The 22,069-nt window shown below is 67.7% G+C and carries 18 protein-coding genes and 4 tRNA genes; 14 read left to right on the forward strand and 8 right to left on the reverse strand.

The genetic code is table 11. The features are described from left to right. Positions 1-390 precede the first annotated feature (390 nt). From dusB to ABZ824_RS14920, 4 genes are all read right to left on the reverse strand, one after another. Positions 391-1,518 (reverse strand): tRNA dihydrouridine synthase DusB, encoded by a 1,128-nt coding sequence (gene dusB / locus ABZ824_RS14905; RefSeq protein WP_356963896.1) that lies wholly within the window; start codon positions 1,516-1,518, stop codon positions 391-393. Positions 1,519-1,679: 161 nt separating this feature from the next. Then, positions 1,680-2,648 carry an acyl-ACP desaturase gene (locus ABZ824_RS14910; RefSeq protein ID WP_355077002.1) on the reverse strand — a complete coding sequence of 323 codons (969 nt, stop codon included), beginning with the start codon at positions 2,646-2,648 and terminating at the stop codon, positions 1,680-1,682. A gap of 1,285 nt (positions 2,649-3,933) precedes the next feature. Then, a tRNA-Lys gene (locus tag ABZ824_RS14915) sits at positions 3,934-4,006 on the reverse strand. Between the two features lie 209 nt (positions 4,007-4,215). Beyond that, positions 4,216-4,662: a hypothetical protein gene (locus ABZ824_RS14920; protein ID WP_356963680.1), complete on the reverse strand. Its 447-nt coding sequence runs from the start codon at positions 4,660-4,662 to the stop codon at positions 4,216-4,218. A 197-nt stretch (positions 4,663-4,859) separates the two neighbouring features. On the opposite strand from ABZ824_RS14920, the gene ABZ824_RS14925 reads away from it, so the two are divergent. The 7 genes from ABZ824_RS14925 (at position 4,860) to ABZ824_RS14955 (ending at position 8,047) form a co-directional block, all read left to right on the forward strand. Continuing rightward, positions 4,860-5,525 (forward strand): TetR family transcriptional regulator, encoded by a 666-nt coding sequence (locus ABZ824_RS14925; protein WP_355077042.1) that lies wholly within the window; start codon positions 4,860-4,862, stop codon positions 5,523-5,525. A 94-nt stretch (positions 5,526-5,619) separates the two neighbouring features. Continuing rightward, a tRNA-Glu gene (locus ABZ824_RS14930) sits at positions 5,620-5,692 on the forward strand. A 29-nt stretch (positions 5,693-5,721) separates the two neighbouring features. Beyond that, positions 5,722-5,795: transfer RNA gene (locus ABZ824_RS14935), tRNA-Asp, on the forward strand. Positions 5,796-5,853: 58 nt separating this feature from the next. Further along, a tRNA-Phe gene (locus ABZ824_RS14940) sits at positions 5,854-5,927 on the forward strand. Between the two features lie 268 nt (positions 5,928-6,195). Then, the gene (locus ABZ824_RS14945) at positions 6,196-6,876 is read left to right on the forward strand and encodes a GAP family protein (protein ID WP_356963681.1); all 681 of its coding nucleotides are present in this window, start codon (positions 6,196-6,198) and stop codon (positions 6,874-6,876) included. A 73-nt stretch (positions 6,877-6,949) separates the two neighbouring features. After that, the gene (locus ABZ824_RS14950) at positions 6,950-7,132 is read left to right on the forward strand and encodes a hypothetical protein (protein ID WP_355075016.1); all 183 of its coding nucleotides are present in this window, start codon (positions 6,950-6,952) and stop codon (positions 7,130-7,132) included. A gap of 195 nt (positions 7,133-7,327) precedes the next feature. Continuing rightward, a complete protein-coding gene (locus ABZ824_RS14955) occupies positions 7,328-8,047 on the forward strand; it encodes a polyprenol monophosphomannose synthase (RefSeq protein WP_228827674.1) in 720 nt (239 codons plus the stop codon). Positions 8,048-8,321: 274 nt separating this feature from the next. On the opposite strand, the gene ABZ824_RS14960 is transcribed toward ABZ824_RS14955, so the two are convergent. Both ABZ824_RS14960 and ABZ824_RS14965 read right to left on the reverse strand, forming a co-directional pair. Then, positions 8,322-9,731, reverse strand: a complete 1,410-nt coding sequence (locus tag ABZ824_RS14960; RefSeq protein WP_356963682.1) for an HAD-IB family hydrolase — start codon at positions 9,729-9,731, stop codon at positions 8,322-8,324. Continuing rightward, positions 9,728-12,196 (reverse strand): glycerol-3-phosphate 1-O-acyltransferase, encoded by a 2,469-nt coding sequence (locus tag ABZ824_RS14965; protein WP_356963683.1) that lies wholly within the window; start codon positions 12,194-12,196, stop codon positions 9,728-9,730. The genes ABZ824_RS14960 and ABZ824_RS14965 overlap by 4 nt, the downstream gene beginning before the upstream one ends. A 266-nt stretch (positions 12,197-12,462) precedes the next feature. On the opposite strand from ABZ824_RS14965, the gene nbtS reads away from it, so the two are divergent. Beyond that, on the forward strand, positions 12,463-13,773 hold the full coding sequence (gene nbtS, locus ABZ824_RS14970) for a nocobactin biosynthesis salicylate synthase NbtS (RefSeq protein ID WP_356963684.1): 1,311 nt from the start codon (positions 12,463-12,465) through the stop codon (positions 13,771-13,773). A gap of 41 nt (positions 13,774-13,814) precedes the next feature. Here nbtS and ABZ824_RS14975 read toward each other — a convergent pair whose 3' ends face one another. Beyond that, positions 13,815-15,431: an AMP-binding protein gene (locus tag ABZ824_RS14975; RefSeq protein WP_356963685.1), complete on the reverse strand. Its 1,617-nt coding sequence runs from the start codon at positions 15,429-15,431 to the stop codon at positions 13,815-13,817. Between the two features lie 197 nt (positions 15,432-15,628). On the opposite strand from ABZ824_RS14975, the gene ABZ824_RS14980 reads away from it, so the two are divergent. The 3 genes from ABZ824_RS14980 (at position 15,629) to ABZ824_RS14990 (ending at position 18,488) form a co-directional block, all read left to right on the forward strand. Beyond that, the gene (locus tag ABZ824_RS14980) at positions 15,629-16,507 is read left to right on the forward strand and encodes an oxidoreductase (RefSeq protein ID WP_356963686.1); all 879 of its coding nucleotides are present in this window, start codon (positions 15,629-15,631) and stop codon (positions 16,505-16,507) included. 115 nt (positions 16,508-16,622) lie between these two features. Then, positions 16,623-17,093 (forward strand): carboxymuconolactone decarboxylase family protein, encoded by a 471-nt coding sequence (locus ABZ824_RS14985; protein ID WP_355075004.1) that lies wholly within the window; start codon positions 16,623-16,625, stop codon positions 17,091-17,093. Between the two features lie 303 nt (positions 17,094-17,396). Beyond that, positions 17,397-18,488: a 3-deoxy-7-phosphoheptulonate synthase gene (locus ABZ824_RS14990; protein ID WP_356963687.1), complete on the forward strand. Its 1,092-nt coding sequence runs from the start codon at positions 17,397-17,399 to the stop codon at positions 18,486-18,488. A 128-nt stretch (positions 18,489-18,616) separates the two neighbouring features. Here ABZ824_RS14990 and ABZ824_RS14995 read toward each other — a convergent pair whose 3' ends face one another. Then, positions 18,617-19,228, reverse strand: a complete 612-nt coding sequence (locus tag ABZ824_RS14995; RefSeq protein WP_356963688.1) for a GNAT family N-acetyltransferase — start codon at positions 19,226-19,228, stop codon at positions 18,617-18,619. Positions 19,229-19,329: 101 nt separating this feature from the next. On the opposite strand from ABZ824_RS14995, the gene ABZ824_RS15000 reads away from it, so the two are divergent. Genes ABZ824_RS15000 through ABZ824_RS15010 form a run of 3 tightly spaced genes read left to right on the forward strand, consistent with a single transcriptional unit; the run spans position 19,330 to position 22,057 of the window. Beyond that, complete coding sequence (locus tag ABZ824_RS15000) at positions 19,330-20,241, forward strand: sigma-70 family RNA polymerase sigma factor (RefSeq protein ID WP_355074998.1); 912 nt, start codon at positions 19,330-19,332, stop codon at positions 20,239-20,241. A gap of 39 nt (positions 20,242-20,280) precedes the next feature. Beyond that, positions 20,281-21,447, forward strand: a complete 1,167-nt coding sequence (locus ABZ824_RS15005) for a pyridoxal phosphate-dependent aminotransferase (RefSeq protein ID WP_356963689.1) — start codon at positions 20,281-20,283, stop codon at positions 21,445-21,447. A gap of 49 nt (positions 21,448-21,496) precedes the next feature. Next, entirely contained in the window at positions 21,497-22,057 is a 561-nt protein-coding gene (locus tag ABZ824_RS15010) for a dihydrofolate reductase family protein (protein ID WP_356963690.1), read from the forward strand. The last annotated feature ends 12 nt before the right edge of the window (positions 22,058-22,069 follow it).

Consider the following 22,069-nt stretch of genomic DNA (forward strand, 5'->3'; position numbering starts at 1 on the left):
GTGGCGTGGGTTCCGCGCGGCGACCGCGGCGGCCGGTGCGTTCGTTGTCGACTCGCTGGACGAGATCCTGCACCGTCAGGGGCGCGGAACTCTGGTCAGGAGCGGCGTCGGTATGGCGGGAACGACGAGACGTGCGTGCGACGTCTCCTTCGGGGTTGTCCGCCGCGGGATACCGCTCCCACGGGGCGCGACCTCCGGGCCGTGGCGAACGCCCGTGCCGATCGTCACCCACCAACGAACCTCGCTTTTCGTCTTGCTTTCCGCCTGGGTCATACCGGACCGGCGGCACCGATCCCGCAATGATAACGATTCCGCCACGGCAGGCCACCCCACGGCGAAATCGAACAGGTCACAACGGTTCGACGCCAGCGTTCGCTGTGCGATTGCCGATCACCCTCCGCTGTGCATCACATCTGCCGCGCGAGGCACCGCGGGATCGTCCGGGTCATCGAGCCAGCCGTGTGGCAGCGCGACTTTGCCCGGCGAGCCCTGCCTGCCGCGCGGACCCTCCGCGTCCTCCGGGAACGGAACCGTCGGGTCGAGTTGGCCGACGAGGTCTTCCAGTTGTGCGAGGCTGCCCACGGTGGCGAACGCACGTCGCAGATCGGAGCCGACCGGGAAGCCCATCAGGTACCACGCCATGTGCTTGCGCAGATCACGCATGGCCTTCTCCTCGCCGAGATGCTCGGAAAGCAGCGCGCCGTGCCGGTACAGCACCGCGCCGACCCGGCCCAGATCGGGCGCCTCCGGCAGCGGCTCACCGCGCAGCGCCGCCTGCAACTCGGCGAACAGCCACGGCCTGCCAAGGCAGCCGCGGCCGACGACCACACCGTCGCACCCGGTTTCGTCCATCATGCGGACGGCGTCGGCGGCGGAGAAGATGTCACCGTTGCCGAGCACCGGGATCGAGGTGACCGCCTCCTTGAGCCGGGCGATCGCGGTCCAGTCGGCTTGGCCCGAGTACCGCTGCGCGGCCGTGCGCGCATGCAACGCGACTGCTCGCGCGCCTTCGGCTTCGGCGATCCGGCCCGCGTCCAGATAGGTGAGGTGGTCGTCATCGATGCCGATGCGGAACTTCACGGTGACCGGGACCCCCGCCGGTTCCGCCGCGCCCACCATGGCGCGCACGATGCTCCGGAACAGCGTCCGTTTGTACGGCAGGGCGGCGCCGCCGCCGAGGCGGGTGACCTTGGGCACGGGGCAGCCAAGGTTGAGGTCGATGTGGTCGGCCCAGCCCTCGCCGACGATGATCCGCACCGCTTCGCCGAGCGTGGCCGGGTCGACGCCGTAGAGCTGCATCGAGCGAGGATGCTCGTCGGCGTCGAAGGACATCATGTGCAGCGTCTTCTCGTTACGCTCCACCACCGCCCGCGCGGTGATCATCTCGCACACGTAGATCGAGGTCGGGCTGCCGAATTCCCGGCACAACTTGCGGAACGCCAGATTCGTGATGCCCGCCATCGGCGCGAGCACGACCGGCGGATCGACCGGATACGGCCCGATCCGCAGCTTCGTCATCGCCTCGGTAGTCATCGTCACGCCGACCAGTGTCTCATTTGCGCACGTAAGTCGGCCGGAGCGGGTCGTTCGCCCGGTGCGCATGTCGCGCGGCACCGGGCCGTGCACACCGGCGCCGCCCTCGGTCTTCCGGGGCGGCGCCTGCTGTTGTTCCTCGGGTTCTACACGGAGCTGCCGACCATCGCGCGGTCGCGCTTGGCGGCCTCGCGGGCGAGCATCCGGTCGCGCTGTTCCTCGAACTTGATGACGTCCTTGCCCAGCTTGTCCAGGAACAGGCCGAGGCGCTCACGGACCGCCTCGCCGCGGGCGGTGAAGTCGGTGCGGTCGAAGATGTTCCACTTCTTCAGCACCGGCTGGACCACTTCCTCCAGGTGCTGGCGCAGATCGTAGATGCCGTGCTTGGCCATCAGCACGCCGTTGCGGCGGAAGTTGGGCATACCCGCGCCCGGCATCTGGAAGTTCTCCAGGATCAGGGTGATCGCCTCGATCGCCTGGTCGGGAGACAGGTCGAGGGCGGCGCCGCACATGTTGCGGTAGAAGATCATGTGCAGGTTCTCGTCGGCGGCGACGCGCTGCAGCATGCGATCGGCGATCGGGTCGTCACAAACCTTGCCGGTGTTGCGGTGGCTGACCCGGGTGGCCAGTTCCTGGAAGGTGACGTACGCGACGGAATGCAGGAAGCCCGCGTCGGCTTCCGCGGGGGAGGCGAAGCCGTTGGTCATGTGGACCATTCGGGCTTCCTCGAGCGCGACCGGATCGACGCCGCGGGTCACGACCAGGTAGTCCCGCATCACGATGCCGTGCCGGTTCTCCTCGGCGGTCCAGCGGCCGACCCAGGTACCCCACGCGCCGTCCTGAGAGAAATTCTCGGCGATCTCGCGGTGGTAGGAGGGCAGGTTGTCCTCGGTCAGCAGGTTCGTGATCATGGCCGCCTTCGCGACCTCATTGAGGCGGGACTGCTCCGGATCCCAGTCCACGCCACCGAGTGCCGCGAAATTGCGGCCGTCGTCCCACGGGACGTAGTCGTGCGGGTGCCATTCCTTTGCCATGGAGAGGTGCCGGTTGACGTTTTCTTCGGCAACCGGCTCCAACTCCGTCAGCAGCTCGAGTTGAGTCAGATCCCTTGCCATGTATGAACCCTTCAGTGTGTGCTTCCGGTCGTGCAGGTCAATCCCAAGGTAGACCGATACCGATGCGGCCATACCTTACGGCACCGTAGGTGTGATGCGAAACGCATCCGTTAGGCGATCGATGCTCTGGTGATCCACCTCATACGACCTCTTCGCCGTTCGGTGATCTCCATGAGTGTATGGGCTCTACCCGCTGCAATGGGTCTATCGACGCGGTGATAGGAGCGTTAGCCGTACGTGGGCGAACACACAAGGGCGGCCCAGGGGGCCGATATGGGATCGAAACGCCCTGGTTCTGCGCGTGTCGGCGAACTGCGGCGAGCCCAGCTGCGATGTTCCTGTGAATCGGCGCCGACGACGCCCTCCGTGGAGAGCGGTCGAGAGGATGTGTCTCCCGGGCGCCACGCGCCTTGGTTGCATGACGTCCTGTGCGATCGAGCCGGCGATTCGCGATGGATCGCGGTGAAATCGGCGTCTCCTATCGCCATCTATCGCCTCCGAAGGCCAACGCCTTCATGCCGCTCTTCCCAAGTCGCACGCTTGTCGGATCTTCGCAGGCTTTTCCTCCCCGATCGCCGACGGCGGTTCGACTGCGCATCGCAACTACGCCGACAACCATGTCCTTCTATACGTAATGCGCCGCCCGGCGGCGTATGCCACTGCCCTCGGCTGCTCGTCACTATCGGGTCATGCCGCCATGGATTGTTCATGAAGCGACGAAGCATCCGGGCCTCCAGCTGTGCCGTCGTGACCCGACGGTTGTCCTGCGTCGCGAATTGTCCGTATGTATCTACTGTGCAAGCCGAGCTGTCATCGGCTTTTCCGCCGACCGGCGTACAACCGCGATCAAGGGGATATCACAACCGGCGCATGACTGACCGGTACGCGAGACGCGATCTCTCCAGTCGACGAATGCCCTATGTGAGGTAGCTGTGCTGTTCGTCACAATCCAACCGGTACACCACTGATGCCACTCCATCGTGGTGACCCCTATAGCCGTGCCGGGGGTGACCGGCGATGTCGTTCCGGCCGGGGTTCCTGTTCCCCACCGCTTACACCGTCTACGGCGCCGACTGTGCAAACCGTGACCGGTGATCGGGGAGCGGTGCAGCCCTTCTCGCCGCCGAGCGCGCTCCCCGGACGCCGCCTCCTGCGAAGCGTCCGTGCGGCACAGGTAATAGAGCCTCGACGCGGCGTTTCCACTGCCGTATGACCGGCGCCGCACGGCGGAGAACTCCGAGAAAACAGGTCGGGCGCCCGGAGCAATCCGGACGCCCGACCTTTGTGCCCCCAGTAGGGCTCGAACCTACGACCTGCGGATTAAAAGTCCGTAGCTCTACCAACTGAGCTATAGGGGCGCGGAGCAACAGTGTAGTGCGGGCAGGGGCGTATGCCCCAATCGGGGGAGTTCGTGTCGGCGGGCGGGCTGGATGGGTGGGGCGGCGTGGCGGACCCGGTGGGGCGGGCGGACGCGGGGGGATGGGTAACGCGGCGTGCGCGGTGGGCGATGCAGGCGGTAAACACTTGGCACCCAGCTTTGTTCATCTTAGCTGGATCTGGATATCATTCAAACATGTTGGCTGGCAATCTCTTTGGATTTGCAGGGGTGAACGGCTGTGGCCGGGGAAGGCGTGGAGGACGGGTTGGCGGGCGAAACGTGGGCGGCGGCCGGTCGTCCGGGTTGTCGGTCGGCGCGCGTGAACAACCTTGAACCGCTGGCGAATTCGCGCACCCCCTGGATGGGCGGATCAGGTTGCCGAACATTTGCCGTAACAGAAAACCGAATCGGATGGCTACCTGACTCCTCGGTTTGCCGCGTGTCGGATCGGGATTCCGGGTACGGTGACGCCTTGGTGAATTCCGAAAGAATCGTCGACTCGGTCGCCGTCACGGAATTCGGATTGTCGTTGCTGTGTCCGAAGGTGCCGCGGTCGGCCCGGCCGGCCAGGGCTCGACGGAACTCGATGCCGCAGGAGGAGGCACGTTCGAAACGAAGAAATGCCCGGATGCGCACCCCCTGCGGCGCACCCGGGCAGGCAAACTATACCAGCTGGTGTGTTTCAGGTTTTTAGGGCGTTTTCGTACCGAAAGTCTGCAATCGGTCGAAAACCGGGTTCCACGTATTGATAAAACTCATGAATTCGCGCCGAGGGTCCGTTCCTTCGGGGGTGGCTGATTGGCGGCGAGTAAGGCTTCGGAGGCGTTTCGAGCATGGCACGGCAGCAAGAGCGGGCGCGCCGGACACGGGCGGCGATTATCAGGTCCGCCGCCGTTGAGTTCGGGAAGAGCGGCTATGCCGCTGCATCGCTCAACCGCATATTGGAAGGATCGCGTGCCACCAAGGGCGCCATGTACTTCCATTTCGATTCGAAGGAAGACCTGGCACGCGCGGTGCTGGAGACCGCGGTGGAACGCTACCGCGCCTCCGCCGAGCGCTGGCTGGCGCGAACCGATCTCAGCCCGCTGGACATCCTGCACGGGGTGGTCGACGAGATCGCGCTGCGACTCGAGCACGACATCATCGTGCAGGCCGAGTACCGCCTGATCATCGAACCGGACTTCTATCGGGACGTGCAGGCCGGTGGCGGCCGCATCCTGGGCCGCACCACCAGGGTGCTCACCGTCCGCGCCATCGACCACGGGCAGCTGCGCGCGGACGCCGATCCCGACCGGTTCACCCGCACGCTCGCCGCGGCGCTGGCCGGTCAGCGGTACATGGTGGATCTGCTCGGCGGGCAGGTCGATCTGCGGGCGCGGTTCGAGGAGGCGCTCGAGGTCGTGATGGAGGCGATGGCCACCCCGGAATGGCTGGAGAAGTTCCGCAGCGACGGGTGGCGTGCCCACGCGCGCTTGGAAGAGCTCGGTTTGAGCCTCTGACCAGCCGGTTTGGGATTCGAGTCCGGTCTGTCATAAGCTATCCCAGCTCCCAACGGACAGCCGTTGAAAGCCGGTCCGGAGAAATCCGGGACGAGCCCCCTTCGTCTAGCGGCCTAGGACGCCGCCCTTTCAAGGCGGTAGCGCGGGTTCGAATCCCGTAGGGGGTACGATCCATGGATCGTTGGTAGCAGAGCATGGCCCTGTGGCGCAGTTGGTTAGCGCGCCGCCCTGTCACGGCGGAGGTCGCGGGTTCGAGTCCCGTCAGGGTCGCAAGTAAGCGCCGGAGATATCCGGCGTTTCGCGTATGGCATTCACTTCGGGTGCCTGCGGCCAGGTAGCTCAGTTGGTACGAGCGTCCGCCTGAAAAGCGGAAGGTCGCCGGTTCGATCCCGGCCCTGGCCACCTTCACTTGTTGGCGAGCCCTGTTCACGGAGAGCGTGAGCCGGGCTCGTTTCGTTATGTGCTCAATTCCTGTTCTACGGGTCTGCGTCGCCCGACTTTCTCGCTTGGTGGTTTCCTTCGTCCGCGCGGGCGGACGGCTGATCGCCGTCCGGTGTGGCGTTGCTCTCTGCGCGCTGACCGCCCGACTCGATATGGCGAATCGCACAGTCGCGCATCCGGGTTCGGGACTACGCGGCTGCTTGTAGGGCGCGGGTAGGCTGGCGCGGCCATGTGGATCCTTCTCCTCGCGCTCGCTGGGTTCGCCTTCCTCGACTCGCTCGACCTGCTGCTGATCGGCGTCACCACGGCGGTGGTCTACGACAGCAGATTGAGCCGTCGCTCGCCGCTGGTGAGCGGTTTGAGCTTGCTGGCGGGCGTCTTCGCCGTCACCACCGCCTTCGGCATCTGCACGATCCTGGGGATCGGTTTTCTGACCGATCTGTTCGACTTCGAGGTCACGCCGACGGTGCGGTATTGGGGAGAACTCCTCGCGGGGGTGGTGCTGATCGCTCTCGCGTGTATTCGAATGGCCGGTACGGCGACCCCGGAACGGGCGAGCGCGCTACGACGGCAACCGTGGGTGCTCGCCGGCCTCGGCGTGGCGATCGGCATCGCACAGGCGCCGACCGCGGTTCCCTATCTGGCCGGACTCGCGATGATCTCCGCACGGAATCCGCTCCCGACGTTGTGGCCGCTGATCGTGGTCGCGTATTGCGCGTTGGCATTGCTGCCGCCGCTGGTGATACTCGGCCTCGCGATGCGGCGTACGACCGGCGCGCGGCGGATGTATCGGAAAATCGTTCGCATTATCAGCTCGTACGGACCTGCTTCGGTGCGCGTACTCTTCGCGATCTTCGGTGTGGTCGTCCTGTGCCACGCGCTCATCCATTACCGAAGCCTCTGGCCGTGAATTGCCGAGTCCGGGCAACGGATGGCGAACGGAAAAGCGATTGAGCGGCGGTGTTCGGTGGGATGCTGGAGGTATGGCTGAGCGCTGGTATTACTGCTTGAAGCACAATCGGGCCGAGCAAGGGCGGCAGTGCTGGTTCCGCGACCGGATGGGGCCGTACCCGGACAAAGCGACGGCCGAGCGCGCGCTGGAGATCGCGCACGCGCGCAACGAGCGGGAAGATGCCCGGGATCGGGCCTGGCGAGACGGGGAGTGACGCGCCCAGGGTGTTCCCCCGGGCGGTGAAGTTGATCTTGGGCCGCAGGTCGAGGGCTCGGACCGCGTCACACCGGGTGCGGCCGCTCAGGTCGCGATCAGGTGTATCGAGTACGGTTCTCCAGAACTCGACGAATGCTCGGAGGTCCTGGCGTGGGCTGCGAGCGGAAACCAGGATCAGCAGGGAGGGCGACCCTTGAGGGTTACCGTTGTTGTGCCGACCTACAACGAGCGGGAAAATCTGCCGGTTGCGGTGGAGCGGCTGACCGCGCTGCCGGTGCCCGACCTGCACGTACTCGTGGTGGACGACAGCTCGCCGGACGGCACCGGCGAGGTGGCCGACAAGCTCGCCGCCGAACTGCCGAACGTGGTCGGTGTGCTGCACCGGACCGAGAAGGACGGACTCGGCCGGGCATACGTCGCGGGCATCACTCGGGCGCTGGACGAGGGCGCGGACGTCGTGATCCAGATGGACGCCGACCTGTCGCACCCCGCCGAAGTCATCCCGGCCATGCTGGAGAAGCTCTCCGGCACGGACGCCGGCGTCGTGCTGGGTTCGCGTTACGTTCCCGGCGGCTCGACCGCCGCGGAATGGAAGTGGTACCGCAAGGCGCTCTCGGCCTGGGCCAATTTCTACGTGAACCTCATCCTGCGCTTGGGCGTCAAGGACGCCACCGCGGGCTTCAAGGCGTGGAAGGCCGACACTCTGCGCGCCATCGACGTGGCCTCCATCCGCAGCAACGGGTATTCGTTCCAGGTCGAGATGAACTACCGGACCATCAAGAAGGGGATCGCGATCGCCGAGGTCCCCATCCGATTCGAGGAGCGGACGCTCGGCGCGTCCAAGATGAGCCTGAAGGTGCAGCTCGAGTCGGCGCTCATGCCGTGGAAGCTGCTGTTCGGCCGCGCGGTCTGAGTTACGGCCAACGGGTCCGGTTCGTCGGCGGCTCAGGCGGTCAACGGCTGACCAAGCGGCTGTGCATCGCCTCCAGCCCAGTCACGAGCACCGACCGCACGGGCGAGGGCAGACGCACAGACCAGGTCGAGGTCCGGCGTGATAGCCGCCGCAGGCTGCGTCGCACCGATCACCCGCGCCGCTCACAGCCCGTCGGTCCGCGGCTAGGGACAGCATTGCGGCCGAAGCGGGAGACCACACGACCGGCGGCCGTCGTGGCGCGACGCCGTGCCGATCAGTGCGGCCAATTCAGTAGCGTGTCTACGAACAGCTGGCGGACCCGCGCCACGTTGTCGTCCAAATCACCCGGCTCCCATGCGCTGACGTCGATGGGGTCGAGTATCGCCACGTCGACTGTTCCGGGCCGGGCGACCATCGCGTTGCGCCAGCAGATCTCGCCCGCGTTCCGGATGACGACCGGGATCACCGGCACGCCCGCCTGCATGGCGATGTGGAATGCGCCCTTCTTGAACGGCCCGACTTCGGGGGTGTAGGAACGGGTGCCTTCCGGAGCCACCGCGACCGACAAGCCACCGCGCAGGGTCTCCACCACCGGCCGCAGCGCCGCCTTGGCCTGAGCGGTATTCGCCCGGTCGATGAACGTCACGCCGACGAAGCGCATGAGCGGCCCGAAGACCGGATTCTTGGTCAGTTCCTTCTTGCCGATCGCGGTCACCCCGCCGCCGAGCACTTCGGGCACGATGATGATGTCGAACTGGCTCTGATGGTTGAACAGGAAGACCGCGGGCCGCGGCGATCTCGCGTGCTCGCCGCCGGTGACCCGCACGCGCACGCCCGCGATGCGCAGCGTGTTGCGCGCCGCGTGCGCCATCAGCGCGTCGGCCATCCGCTGCCGGTCCTGGGTGGGCGCTTTCGACGCGACGCCGAACAGTGCGCCCCCCAGCAGCCCGGCGAATCCCCCGGCGGTGCGTACGTAATCGCTCGCACGCGGCGCGCGGCGCGGCCGGAACGTCAACGTGGCCCAGTGTTGCCGGTCGGCGGCGCCGCTGAGCGCGTCGTCGGCGTTCACCGCCACCGGATGCCCCACCAGCGACAGCATGGGCAGGTCGGCGATCGAGTCGGCGTAGGCGTAGCTGTGCTCGAGATCCACTCGGTGCGCGGCGGCGAAGGTAGCCACAGCCTCGGCTTTGCCGTTGTGCCACAGCGTCTTCCCATCGGGATAGCCGGTGAGCACACCGCCGCTGGTGGCCATCGGCGTGTACAGCACGTGCTCGATGCCCAATTGTGCCGCCGCCGGCGCCACCTGGAATCGGGTCAGTGAGCTGACCAGCACGATGGTGTGACCGGCTGCTCGGTGGGTGCGGATCAGTTCCCAAGCTTCGGGATACAGGTACCCGTAGACGGTGCGCTGGAACAGGCGTCTGCCCACGTCGTCCAGCTCCTGTTCGGAGCGTCCGGCCAGCGCCTCGGACAACTCGCGCAGGAACCGGCTGTATTCGCCGTCGGTCATGTGATCGCGGATGCCGCCGAGCAGCACATCGGCGGGCTTGCGGCGCAGCCGGCGCGATTTCGGGGCGTCGATGACCGTACCGCCGAAATCGAAGATCGCGGCGACCGCGCCGCCTTGCGGACCGGAGCGGATGGCGGCGAGCGCGGCGTCGAGGTCGGCGCGCGCGTCGGTCACCGCGCCTCCCGATTGGATGGATCCAGCGTGGCGGCCTGCGCGATGCGGGCGCCGATGGTGCGCAGGCGCTCGGCGAATTCGTTCCTTCGCCCGACCAACTCGGCGCGGCGCTCCTCCGGCTCGTCGTCGGACACCGTCTCCAGCAGGCCGTAGTTGTCGGCGAGCTTCAGCGCGCTGGTGAACAGCTCGGTCGAGACCGACTCCGGGCTGTGCAACCGCTGCTGCAGCATCATCTGCTTGCCGACCGCCACGCATTCGGTGATGAACTCCTTGCGGTCGATCTCGTCGCCCGCATCCCGGGCGGCCAGCCGTTCGGCCACCACCAACTGCGCGTCGACGAACGAGCGCAGCACGCGGTGGGCCATGGTGAACCCGGAGGCGGTGAGCTTCGCCAGGATGTCCGAGCTGAGGGTGTCGCTGCGGGTATGGCTGTACCAGTCCGGATCGACCAGCAGCATTTCCGCGACCATCTGATCGGCGAACTCGCCGCGATCGGGGAAGAAGAACTCGAACTTCAAGAGGTCGCGCAGCCGGAATGCCTCGTCCCACCCTGTCTTCAGGGCGTCGGCGTCACCGTTGTCGACCCCGGCCAGGATGGACAGCTCGAGGATGGCGCGGTTGACGAACCAGTGCACAGCGCTGTTGCGGTAGAAGGCGGCCTCGAGATGCGCGCCGGGCTCGATCGAGTACACCGGCTCGACCCCGCCGCGATACACCGTGACCACCTTGGCCAGCGAAAGCTGTTCCAGCACGACGGCCAGGCCCTGTGCGTCGCGCAGCGCGTCGAGTTCGCCGCCCGGCAGCTCACGCTTGTCGATATAGCCGAGCACCGGGTTGAGCACCGTGCGCACCTCACCGAGAGTGAGGGCGCGCCCGTCCACGCCCAGCAGAGCCAGGGTGACCAGCGCGCTGACGGTGATCGGGGTGACCGCGTTGATGCCGACCGCGACTTCGAACGCCAGCCGCTGCACGGCCTTCCGTTCCAGTTCGGCGATTTCCGGCGGCTCGCTGTCGACGACCCCGGCTTCCGTGCGCGGCGCCGGAATCGGCTCGGTATGGTGCAGGGGGATGGTCAGCGGCGGCGCGGTGAGCGGGTCGCCATGTGCGGCAAGACGATCGCGGGCCGACAGCGGCTCCCCGAAGCGGACGTACACGTGCCCGGCGGAGTGCTGCTGGCTGCGGATGTAGCGCGCCAGCCAGGTCAGGCCCTCCGGTTTCTTCTTGCCGCCCTCCTGCTCGGTGGCGATGGCGCCGAGCTCGTTGAGCCGCTCGTAGGTGATCGAGACCGGAACCAGCATGACGTCGTCGATGCGGTTGGAACGGACCGCCGCGGCGAGGTAGTTCAGCAAGCCGTAGCGCGGGGGCCGCAGCTTGCCGGTGCGGGTGCGGCCGCCCTCGAAGTACCACTCCAGGTTGAAGCGCTTGGCCAGCAGGTAGGCGAAGTACTCCTCGACGACGGCCTTGTAGACCTCGTCGTCGCCGAAACTGCGCCGGATGAACACCGTTCCGGTGCGCCGGGCGATCGGGCCCATCGGCCAGAAGCTGAGGTTCGCGCCGCCGATCACGTGGTTCGGTGGGAAGTCGTTGCGGGCCAGCACGTCTCCCAGTACGAACGCGTCGACGTACGAGCGGTGCGAAGGCAGGAACACCAGCGGAAAGCGGCGGTTCAGGTCGCGCAAGCCGGTCAGGCCGGACTCGTCGAAGTCCACATTCCAGGTCGAAGCGTGCACCGGGCGCATGGCCTGGGTGAACAGGTCGGAAACCAGCCTGCTCTGGGCGGCGACGAGTTCGTTGAGCGCTTTCTCCGCGCGCCGGTACACCTCGTGCGGGCTCGCCCCGATCTGATCGGCGATGAGTTCCAGCCTGCGCAGGAAGTCGGGTGAGTCGAGGATCTCCTCCGCGACCAGCTTGGGCACCTTGTACCGGTCGCCGATGATGGTGCGCTCGGCGCGTTCCAGCGCCACCACCGCCGCGCGCACGACGGCGCGGGCGAACGGTTCGGCGGTGCCCTTGTCGTAGAGCGCCGAAGCCTCCGGATTGTTGACGCGCAACTCGCTGAGCCGGGCCGGAGCGCCGGTCAGCACGACGTGCCGGTCCGGTGACTTGGACACCAGCTTGCGCTGTGCCAGCCGGTTGGGCTTGCGCGGGTTGGTCAGCAGGGCGAGATCGGCGAAGGTGACGCGGCGTACGCCGTCACGTTCCGGCGGCAGCCACAGCACGCGGATCGGCACCACCAGCGGATCGTCGCGCCTGCCGACCAGCCGTGCGGCGACGGCGCCCGCGTCCAGATCCAGCTGGGTGACCGGGGCGTCGGTACCGAACTCGGCGCTGATCCCGCCGTCGGCGAGCCACTTGCCGACGAGTTCGCGTTCCACCCCGGAGGCGGCATCGATCAGGGCCACCACCGATCGCGGTGTGGTCCCGGGCCGGACTGTCGCGGGTGAATCGCCGCGGTGATCGATCATCGATGTTCTTCCCTCCGCAGGTGACGCTTCCCCCTATTCAATCTCGGCGGGTCTGTTCCGCGCAGGCAGTCGGCGCGGCGAGTTCGCGCGCGGGCGCCGACGACGCGAACGGCGCACGCCCGGACGAAAGAACTCGGCAGGCGCGAACCATCCAGCTCGAAGCGATTTCTCGGGTCCGCGTTGTGGCCGCGAGCACACCGGCGCATTGAAGGAGGTAATGCTAACCTTACCTCACAAGTTAGGCCAGGGTTACCTTTGGAGGATCGTTGTCGACCACGGAACGCCTGCGGGTTGAGTATGTAACCGATCCGGCGGCAGCGATGTCCCGGCTGGCAGGGGCGGATCGGTTCGGCGAGTACGTGATGTACGAGCGTCCGGGGGAATGGGTGTTCGCCGCCGATCCGCTCGGCAGTGTCGAACTGGATGTGCGAGAGCTGCGCGTCACCTGGCAAGGAGCGGCCACGACCAGCCGGTGGGAAGGCAATCCGGCGGCGGTGATCGACCGCGCGCTCGGCGCGCTGCCCCTCGACGGGCGGAATGCCTACGGCTGGATCGGATTCGAGTTCTGCGCTTGGGCGCTCGAGGCCACGAAGCACCTCGACCCGCGCACCACATTGGCGCACCTGATGGTTCCCCGCATCGAGGTCAGGGTGGGCGAATTCGGCGTCCGGGTATCGGGTGCGACGCCGTCGGAGATCGCGGACATTCACGAGCTGATCGCGCGGTCGCAGAACACCGAACTGCCGCAGGCGCATCCGGCCGACATCCGCATCGACCCCACCGGCTACCGGAACCGGGTGGCCGAGGCGGTCGGCGAGATCCGGGCCGGGCGTTATCAGAAGGTCATCCTGTCCAGGAAAGTCGATCTGCCGTTCGCCGTGGATGTTCCGGCGACCTATCGGCTCGGGCGTGCGCACAACACTCCGGCACGGTCGTTCCTGCTGCGGCTCGGCGGCCTGGAAGCGGCGGGCTTCAGTCCGGAACTGGTCGCGTCGGTGGACGACGATCGGGTGGTGACCACCGAGCCGCTGGCGGGCACCCGCGCGTTCGGCCGCGGCGCCGCGGCCGATCTCGCCGCCAGGGCCGAACTGGTCACCGATCCGAAAGAGATCGTGGAACACGCCATTTCGGTGCAGACCTCGTTCGCGGAGATCACGGCGGTCGCCGATCCCGGCACCCCCGCGGTGTCGGACTTCATGGCCGTGCGTGAGCGTGGCAGCGTGCAGCATCTGGCGTCCACAGTGCGCGGGCGACTGGCCGCGCACCGGTCCAGCTGGGACGCGCTCGAGGTGCTGTTCCCGTCGGTGACCGCCTCGGGAATCCCCAAGCGGGAGGGCGTCGACTCGGTGTTCCGGCTCGATCACGACCCGCGCGGGCTGTACTCCGGCGCGGTGGTGACCGTTGCGCCGACTGGTGCGCTGGAGGCGACCCTGGTGCTGCGCGCGGTGTACCAGAACGCGGAGGGAGCCTGGTTGCGCGCGGGCGCGGGCATCGTCGGTCAGTCCCGGCCGGAGCGTGAGTTCGAGGAGACCTGCGAGAAGCTCGGCAGCATAGCGCCTTACGTCGTCAAGGCGTAAAGCGGTACGGGCAGCGCGCCGGTGGTGCGCTGCCCGTCGATCTAGGACTCGGCGCGCAGCGCCTTCTTGTCGATCTTGCCGACCGCGGTGATCGGCAGCTTGTCGCTGCGGCGCAGCACGTCCGGCAGTTTGTAGGTGGCCAGCCCGCGCGCGGTGAGGAAGGACTTGATCTCGGCCAGCGTGGGCATCTCACCATCCACGACCAAGATGGCGCAGACCTTTTCGCCCAGCACCGCGTCGGGCAGCCCGACGGCGGCGGCATGCCGGACCGCGGGATGGGCGAGCAGATGTTCCTCGAGTTCGTCGCAGGATACGTTCTCGCCGCCGCGATTGATCACGTCCTTGATCCGGCCGGACACCACCAGATGCCCGCTGGGCAGGCGGCGGACCAGGTCTCCGCTGCGATAGAAGCCGTCCGGTGTGAACGCGCGTGCGTTGTGCTCGGCCGCTCGGTAGTAGCCGCGGATCGTGTACGGCCCCCTGGTCAGCAGCTCGCCCTCCGCGCCGGGCGCCACATCGTTGCCGTCGCCGTCCACCACGCGGATCTCGTCGGCGGGTGAGAGCGGACGACCCTGGGTGGTGTGCAGCAGTTCGGCCGGATCGTCCAGCCGGGTGTAGTTGATCAGGCCCTCGGCCATGCCGAACACCTGTTGCAGGGTCGCGCCGAGCGCCGGGGTCACTTCTTTGGCGTTGACCTCGGCCAGTCGTGCGCCCCCCACCTGGAGCAGGCGCAGCGAACTCAGGTCGGCCTCTTCCCATTCAGTGGCCGCGCACCAGAGTTGGGCCAGCGGCGGCACGACGGCGGTCACCGTGACCCGGTGCCGCTCGATCGCGGCGAACGCGCTTTCCGGACTGGGGTCGCCGACGAAGGCGACCGCGCCGCCCACCCCGACGGTGCCGAAGATGCCGGGGCAGGCCAGCGGAAAGTTGTGCGCGGCGGGCAGTGTCGCGAGATAGACGTCCTGCTCGGTCAACGCGCACACCTCGGCGCTCGCGGTGGCGTTGTAGACGTAGTCGTCGTGCGTGCGTGCGATGAGCTTCGGCAGGCCGGTGGTTCCGCCGGAGACCAGCATCAGGGCGATATCGCCCGGATCGATCTCGGGCAGTTCGCCGCCGTCGCGCGGTACCGAGGTGAGGTCGGTGAACGGCCCCGGCTCGCCGAGCACCAGGACGTGGCGCAGTGACGGCACCGCGTCCCGCACGATCGAGGCCAGTTCGCGGTAGTCGAAATCGCCTGCCCGGTCGGCGAAGATGTAACCGACCGCGTCGGAAAGCCGCGCCAGATGCTCGATTTCGGCTCGACGATGCGCGGGCAGGCTCAAGACGGGGATGATTCCGGCGCGCAGCAGGCCGAACAACACGGTCATGAACTCGGGCACATTAGGTAGCTGGACGACCACGCGGTCGCCGGGAGCGATGCCGAGCGCGAGCAGCCCGTGGGCCATCCGGTCCGCGGCGGCGTCGATGTCGGCGTAACGGTGCGAGCCCTCCGCATCGAGGAGCGCGGGGCGCTGGGGATGCCGGTGTGCGCTCGCGCGCAGCAGATCGCCGAGCGGGCGCCCGGCCCAGAAGCCCGCGGCTCGGTACTGCGCGGCCGCGTCGGCGGGGAAAGGTACGTAGCCGTCGCGATGCGCGGACCCGGTCGGTGTGGAAGTCACGTGTGCCTCACAAATCAAGCAAAGGTTCCCTTATGTAGGTTAGGCAACCCTACTTCACGTGGGTTTGGGCCGTCCCGATCACCGACTCCGGCCGGTGGCGGCACCGTCGCCGCGACGCTTCCGGCGACGGGTGAATGCGGTCGCCCGGGCGTGTTCGAACCTGCCGCCGGGTGCCGCCGCGCACTAGACTTTCCGGCATGACCAGGTGGGACACCTCGAACATCCCCAGCCAGAGCGGCCGGAAGTTCATCGTGACAGGGGCCAACAGTGGCCTGGGGGCCGAGACGGCGCGCGCGCTGGCCGCGGCGGGCGGCGAGGTGGTGCTCGCCTGCCGGAACGTGGCCAAAGGCGAGCGGGTGGCCGCCGGACTCGGCGACCGGGCGCAGGTTCGCGAACTCGATCTGGCTGATCTCGATTCGGTCCGCGCGTTCGCCCAGAGCGTCGACGGGGTCGATGTGCTCGTCAACAACGCGGGCGTGATGGCTGTGCCCGAAGGTCGTACCGCCGACGGATTCGAGAAACAGGTCGGCACAAACCATCTCGGTCACTTCGCGCTCACCGGCCTCCTGCTGGACAAGATCTCCGACCGGATCGTCACCGTCTCCAGCGGTGCGCACCAGGTCGGCAAGATCGACTTGGACGATCTCAACTGGGAGCGGCGCAAGTATCAGCGGTGGGCCGCCTACGGGCAGGCCAAGCTGGCCAACCTGATGTTCGCTCGCGAGCTGCAGCGCAGGTTGACGGCGGCGGGCTCCACGAAACTCTCGGTCGCCGCGCATCCCGGCTATGCCTCCACCGAATTGCAGTCGCACACCGAGTCTTTCCTCGACCGGGTGATGTGGGTCGGCAACCGGTTGCTCGCGCAGAGCGCCGCGATGGGCGCGTTGCCGACGCTGTTCGCCGCGACCACCGACGTCCAGCCGGGCGGCTACTACGGACCGACCGGCCTGGGTGGCATGCGCGGGTACCCGGGGCCGTCCGGGTCGTCGAAAGCGTCCAGGGACGAGAAGGTCGCCGCCGACTTGTGGGAGTTGTCCGAGAAACTGACCGGGGTCACCTACGACTTCACGAAATGACCGCAGCCCTTCCCGCGGACGCGGTGTGACCTACGTCTCATAAGCCGTTGTCACACTCCGTCTTTCCGCGTCGTCCTCCTTGTGAACCCACAGGGAACGACAAAGGACGGACATCATGGAACAGCGCTTCGAACTCTTCGCCAACCCGGTCGGCGCCAGCTTCATCAAGCGGCTCACCATGGCCTCCAAGGTGATCGACGATTCCACCCTGGACGCCGCGACCTACGAGTTGGTGAAGATTCGCGCCAGCCAGATCAACGGCTGCGGTTACTGCACCGACATGCACACCAAGGACGCCGCGCACGCGGGTGAAACCTCCGTGCGGCTCAACCTGATCGCCGCCTGGCACGAGGCCACCGTCTTCACCGAGGCCGAGCGCGCCGCGCTGGCGCTGACCGAGGAGGCCACCCGGATCGGCGACGGACGCGTGGTCAGCGACGCGGTGTGGCAGGAGGTGCGCAAGCACTACGACGACGACCAGATCGCCGCCCTCATCGCCGCCATCGCGATGATCAACGCCTGGAACCGGATGAACGTCATCGCCCGCACCCCGGCCGGTGATTACGTGCCCGGGCAGTGGGGATGAGCCGGACCGTCCGGTATCGCCCGCGCCGTTCGGGGCCCCTTGTCACGTGGGCCGCGAACGGCGCTTGTAGGTCCGCCTCCCCGTCGAAACACACCGTGGCAGATAACACAGTTCACCGATCGGATGTGGGCTGGTACTGTGCCTGACGTGCAGCGTGTGTATTTCTGGTTTAGCAAGCCGGCCCTGGGTGGGCTGGTCTGCGGCAACCGCGTGCGCTGACGAACTTCCACCCCGAGCCGGACGATGGACCGGCTCGACGGGATTCTCATCCGTGGGTCGGCCCCGAGAAAAGGAACCCACGACATGACAACCGCAGCCGACGTCGACGCACGGCATTCGGATCTGGACGATCAACGCACCCTCAACGTGAGCCCGCTGCGCTCGCCCGCGGAGGTGCGTCGGGTGCACCCGATCACCGATGCCCTCGCCGACACCGTCCGTGCGGGACGCAAAGCCACCGTCGACGTGCTGAACAGCGCGGATGATCGCTTGATGGTGATCGTCGGCCCGTGCTCCGTGCACGACCCCGCCGCCGCACTGGATTACGCGCGCCGTCTGGCGGCCAAGGCCGCGGAGCTGGACGATCGACTGCACGTGGTGATGCGGGTCTACTTCGAGAAGCCGCGCACCAGCTTGGGCTGGAAGGGCCTGATCAACGACCCGCACTTGGACGGATCGTTCGACGTGAACACCGGTTTGGGCTTCGGCCGCAAGCTGCTGGTCGACATCACCGCTCTCGGTCTTCCGGTGGCCTGTGAGTTCCTGGACCCGATCACGCCGCAGTACATCGCGGATCTGGTGTCCTACGGCGCGATCGGCGCGCGCACCGCGGCCAGTCAGGTGCACCGCCAGCTCAGCAGCGCGCTGTCGATGCCGGTCGGCATCAAGAACGGCACCGACGGCGACGTCCAGGTGGCGGTGGACGGCGTGCGCGCCGCGGCGGCCAGCCATGTGTTCCCCGGTACCGACCTCGACGGACGCTCCGCGCTCATCCGCACCACCGGCAATCCGGACTGCCACGTGATCCTGCGCGGCGGCAGCGCCGGGCCGAACTACGACGCGGCTTCGGTCGCCGAGGCGTGCCTGCGGCTGGAGAAGGCGTCGCTACCGCAGCGGATCGTGGTGGACGCCAGCCACGGCAACAGCAACAAGGACCACAACAAGCAGGCCGACGTGGTCACCGACATCGCACGGCGGCTGGCGGCGGGCGAGTCGAGCGTGGTGGGCGTGATGCTGGAGAGCTTCCTGATCGCGGGCCGCCAGGACCTCACTCTCGGCCACGCCGATGAGCTCACCTACGGCCAGTCGATCACCGACGCCTGCTTGGACTGGGAGACCACCGCCGTGCAGCTGGACCGCCTCGCGGACGCGGTGCGGCAGCGCCGCGAGCGCTGACCAGCGCGTTTTCGGCGCGGCTCGTGCCCGAGTGGACGAAGCGCGAGTTTCGTCCGGTCGCGCACGAGCCGGGAAGCCGCCGACGCGCAAGTCAGCCGAAGCCGGCCCGAACGCCGGGCCCGCTTCGGCTACGGCACCCCCGGCGCTTGCGTGCTCTGCGTCCGGGCGGAGATGAACTGGGCGGGCCAGTCGTCCGACGGTCCGGGCGGATCGGTGCGCAGCCGGGCGGCGAGCCAGTGGTCGCGGCGTCGTCCGCGTTGGATGCTGCCGAGCCTCGACATGCCTTCGTAGCGGAACCCGGCACGCCGGACCACCGCCGCCGAGGCGTAGTTGCCCACGAAGGCGCGCCAGGAGATCCGCTCCAGCGCCAGTCCGTCGGCGTGGAACCCGAATTCGCACACCAGCTCGACCGCCTGTGTCATCAGGCCGCGCGACCGTTGCGCCGGAGCGAGCCAGAAACCGATCTCGGCCGCGCTCTCGTCCTGTTCGCCCAAGCCGATCATGCCGACGACCGGTGCGCCCGCACGTGGCCGGATCGCCCAGGTCGGGCTGCGCGCCGCCCACCCTGGAACGACCATCTCCTCGAGGAAGGTCACGGCGCTGTCCCGGACGTACGGCACCGGGATGGTCACCCACTCCGCGATGGCCGGGTCCTGGCAGCACTCGGTGATGGCGTCGACATCGTCCGCCGTCGGAGCCGACAGCCAGATCGTTCCGTTCGACAGCACGCGGTGTTCCATCGCGCCATGCTGTCACGGAAGCGGCCGGTGGATCATCCGGTTTGTCCGGCGCAGGCCGCCGATGCCGGGATGATGCGAATCGGACCGTAGACTTCCCGTCGATGGTTGCCGCGCTGCTTTCCGACCTGTTCGAGTCACATCGAGCGCATCTGCTCTCGGTCGCCTATCGACTGACGGGCAGCGTCGGCGATGCCGAGGACGCGGTGCAGGAGAGCTGGTTGCGCTTGGCGGGCGCGCACCAGTCCGAGATCGATGATCTGCGAGCTTGGCTGACCACCGTGGTGAGCCGGATCTGCCTGGATCGTCTGCGGAGCGCCGCGGCGCGGCGGGAGAGTTATGTGGGCCAGTGGCTGCCGGAACCCGTGGTCACCGCTCGCACACCGTCGAGCGCTCCCGACCCGTTGGAAGCCGTGGTGCGCAAGCAGGAGTGCCGGTTCGCCGCGCTGATCGTGCTGGACACCCTGACGCCGCCGCAGCGGGTGGCCTTCGTGCTGCACGACGGGTTGTCGGTGCCGTTCGACGAGATCGCCGACATCCTCGGCATCTCCGCCGACGCGGCGCGGCAGCTGGCGGTCCGTGCCCGCAAGGCGGTGGCGCAGACGCCGCAACCGGTGCCCGACGCCGAGCACGAGGCCGCCGTGCAGCGTTTCCTCGTCGCGCTGAGCACGGGTGACGTGGCCGCCGTCGCCGCGGCGCTGCATCCGGACGCGATGATGATCGGCGATGCCAACGGCACCACCGCCACCGCGATCAACGTCCTGCACGGCGCGGATCGCATCGCCCGTTTCTATCTGGGCCTGGTGCGCAAGTACGGGCTCGAGGACGCCTCGCAGGTGTACGCGTTCGTCTCGGTGAACGGGCAATTGGGTATCAGCGTCGCGGCGCGTCCGGAGACCGAGGGCAGGGGCGGTTATCCCGCGCGAGTCGTCGGCTTCACGGTTCGGGACGGATTGGTCTGGGGCGCCTACGACGTGGCGAATCCGGCCAAGCTGGGTGGCGTCCGACTGGGTTGAGCCCGGTTGTGCGGTGGACCGCTGGACTAGTCTCCGGATATGCCCTCGCGACATCCGACCGTTGCCCGTCTGCGCCCTTTCGCGTCCACCATCTTCGCCGAGATGACCGAACTCGCCGTTCGGCACGACGCGGTCAACCTGGGCCAGGGGTTCCCGGACACCGACGGGCCCGCGAGCATGCTGGAAGTGGCGCGCCGCGCCATCGCCGACGGACTCAACCAGTACCCGCCGGGGCGCGGTATGCCGGTGCTGCGCCGAGCCGTCGCCGACGACCGGGCCCGGCGCTACGGAACCTCCTACGATCCCGATTCGCAAGTGCTGGTGACCGTGGGTGCGACCGAGGCGATCAGCGCGGCGGTGCTCGGCTTGGTCGAGCCGGGCGAGGAGGTAGTGCTGATCGAGCCGTACTACGACTCGTACGCCGCGGCCGTGGCACTGGCCGGCGCCCGACGGCGCACGGCGCGTCTGGTGGCCGACGGAGATCGGTTCGTTTTGGACTTGGACAGTCTGCGCGCGGCCATCACCCCGGCCACCCGGATGCTCATCGTCAACTCGCCCCATAATCCGACCGGCACGGTCCTCGGACGCGCGGACCTGCTCGCCATCGCCGAGATCGCCTGCGAGCATGACATTCTGGTGCTCACCGACGAGGTCTACGAGCACCTGGTCTACGACGGCGCCGAGCACATCAGCCTGGCCACCTTGCCTGGCATGGCCGAGCGGACGGTCGTGGTTTCCAGCGCGGCGAAGACCTTCAGCGTCACCGGGTGGAAGACCGGGTGGGCGTGTGGGCCCGCCGACCTGATCGATGGGGTGCTCGCCGCCAAACAGTTCCTGACCTTCGTGGCGGGCGGGCCGTTCCAACCCGCCGTCGCGCACGCGATCGACCACGAGTTGGAATGGGTCGGCAAGCTGCGGGACTCCTTGTCGGAGAAACGGCTTCGCCTCTCCGCGGCGCTCGCCGATACCGGTCTGCGGGTATACCCGAGTGCGGGCGGTTACTTCGTCGTCGCCGATATCACGCCGCTCGGCGCCGCCGACGGCCTGACCTTCTGCCGTGAGTTGCCCAAGCGGCTCGGCGTGGCGGCGGTGCCGGTCAGCGCGTTCGCCGACGACACGGCCGCCTGGAGTCATCTGGTCCGGTTCACCTTCTGCAAGCGCGACGAAACGCTCGACGAAGGGGTCCGCCGGTTGCGTCACGGTTGATCCCGAACCATGACGTGAACTGTCATGTTTCGCTGGCAACGTGCACGGCATGGCAACCCAGTACTACACGGCAACCAGTCTCGACGGATATCTCGCCGACACGGAGAACTCGCTCACCTGGCTTTTCGAGGTAGATGGAGCGGACGAGGCGCAGGCGGGCATCGCGGGCTTCCTCGCGCAGGTAGGCGCCATGTGCATGGGCGCGACCACCTACGAATGGGTCGTGGCGAACGAACCACCGGAGAACTGGAGTAAGTACTACGGCGACCTCCCGTGCTGGGTCTTCACCCACCGGGATCTTCCCGCGATACCGGACGCGAATCTGCGGTTCGTCGCAGGGTCGGTCGAGTCGGTGCACCGGGAGATGGCCGCGGCGGCCGGCGCCCGCAATATCTGGATCGTCGGAGGCGGGGACCTGGCCGGGCAATTCGCCGACGCCGGCCTGCTCGACGACGTCATGGTGAGCGTCGCTCCGGTGACGCTGGGCGCGGGCGCCCCGCTGCTGCCGCGGCGCATCCTTTCCAGCCGGATGCGGCTCACCGCGGTGCAGCAGGCCGGTCAGTTCGTGGAACTGCGCTACCGGTTGGCGAATCCGGCCGATCAGCGCTGAGTCGAGGCCGTT

This window comes from Nocardia sp. NPDC047038, from assembly GCF_040644075.1.
Classification (GTDB): Bacteria; Actinomycetota; Actinomycetes; order Mycobacteriales; family Mycobacteriaceae; genus Nocardia; species Nocardia sichangensis.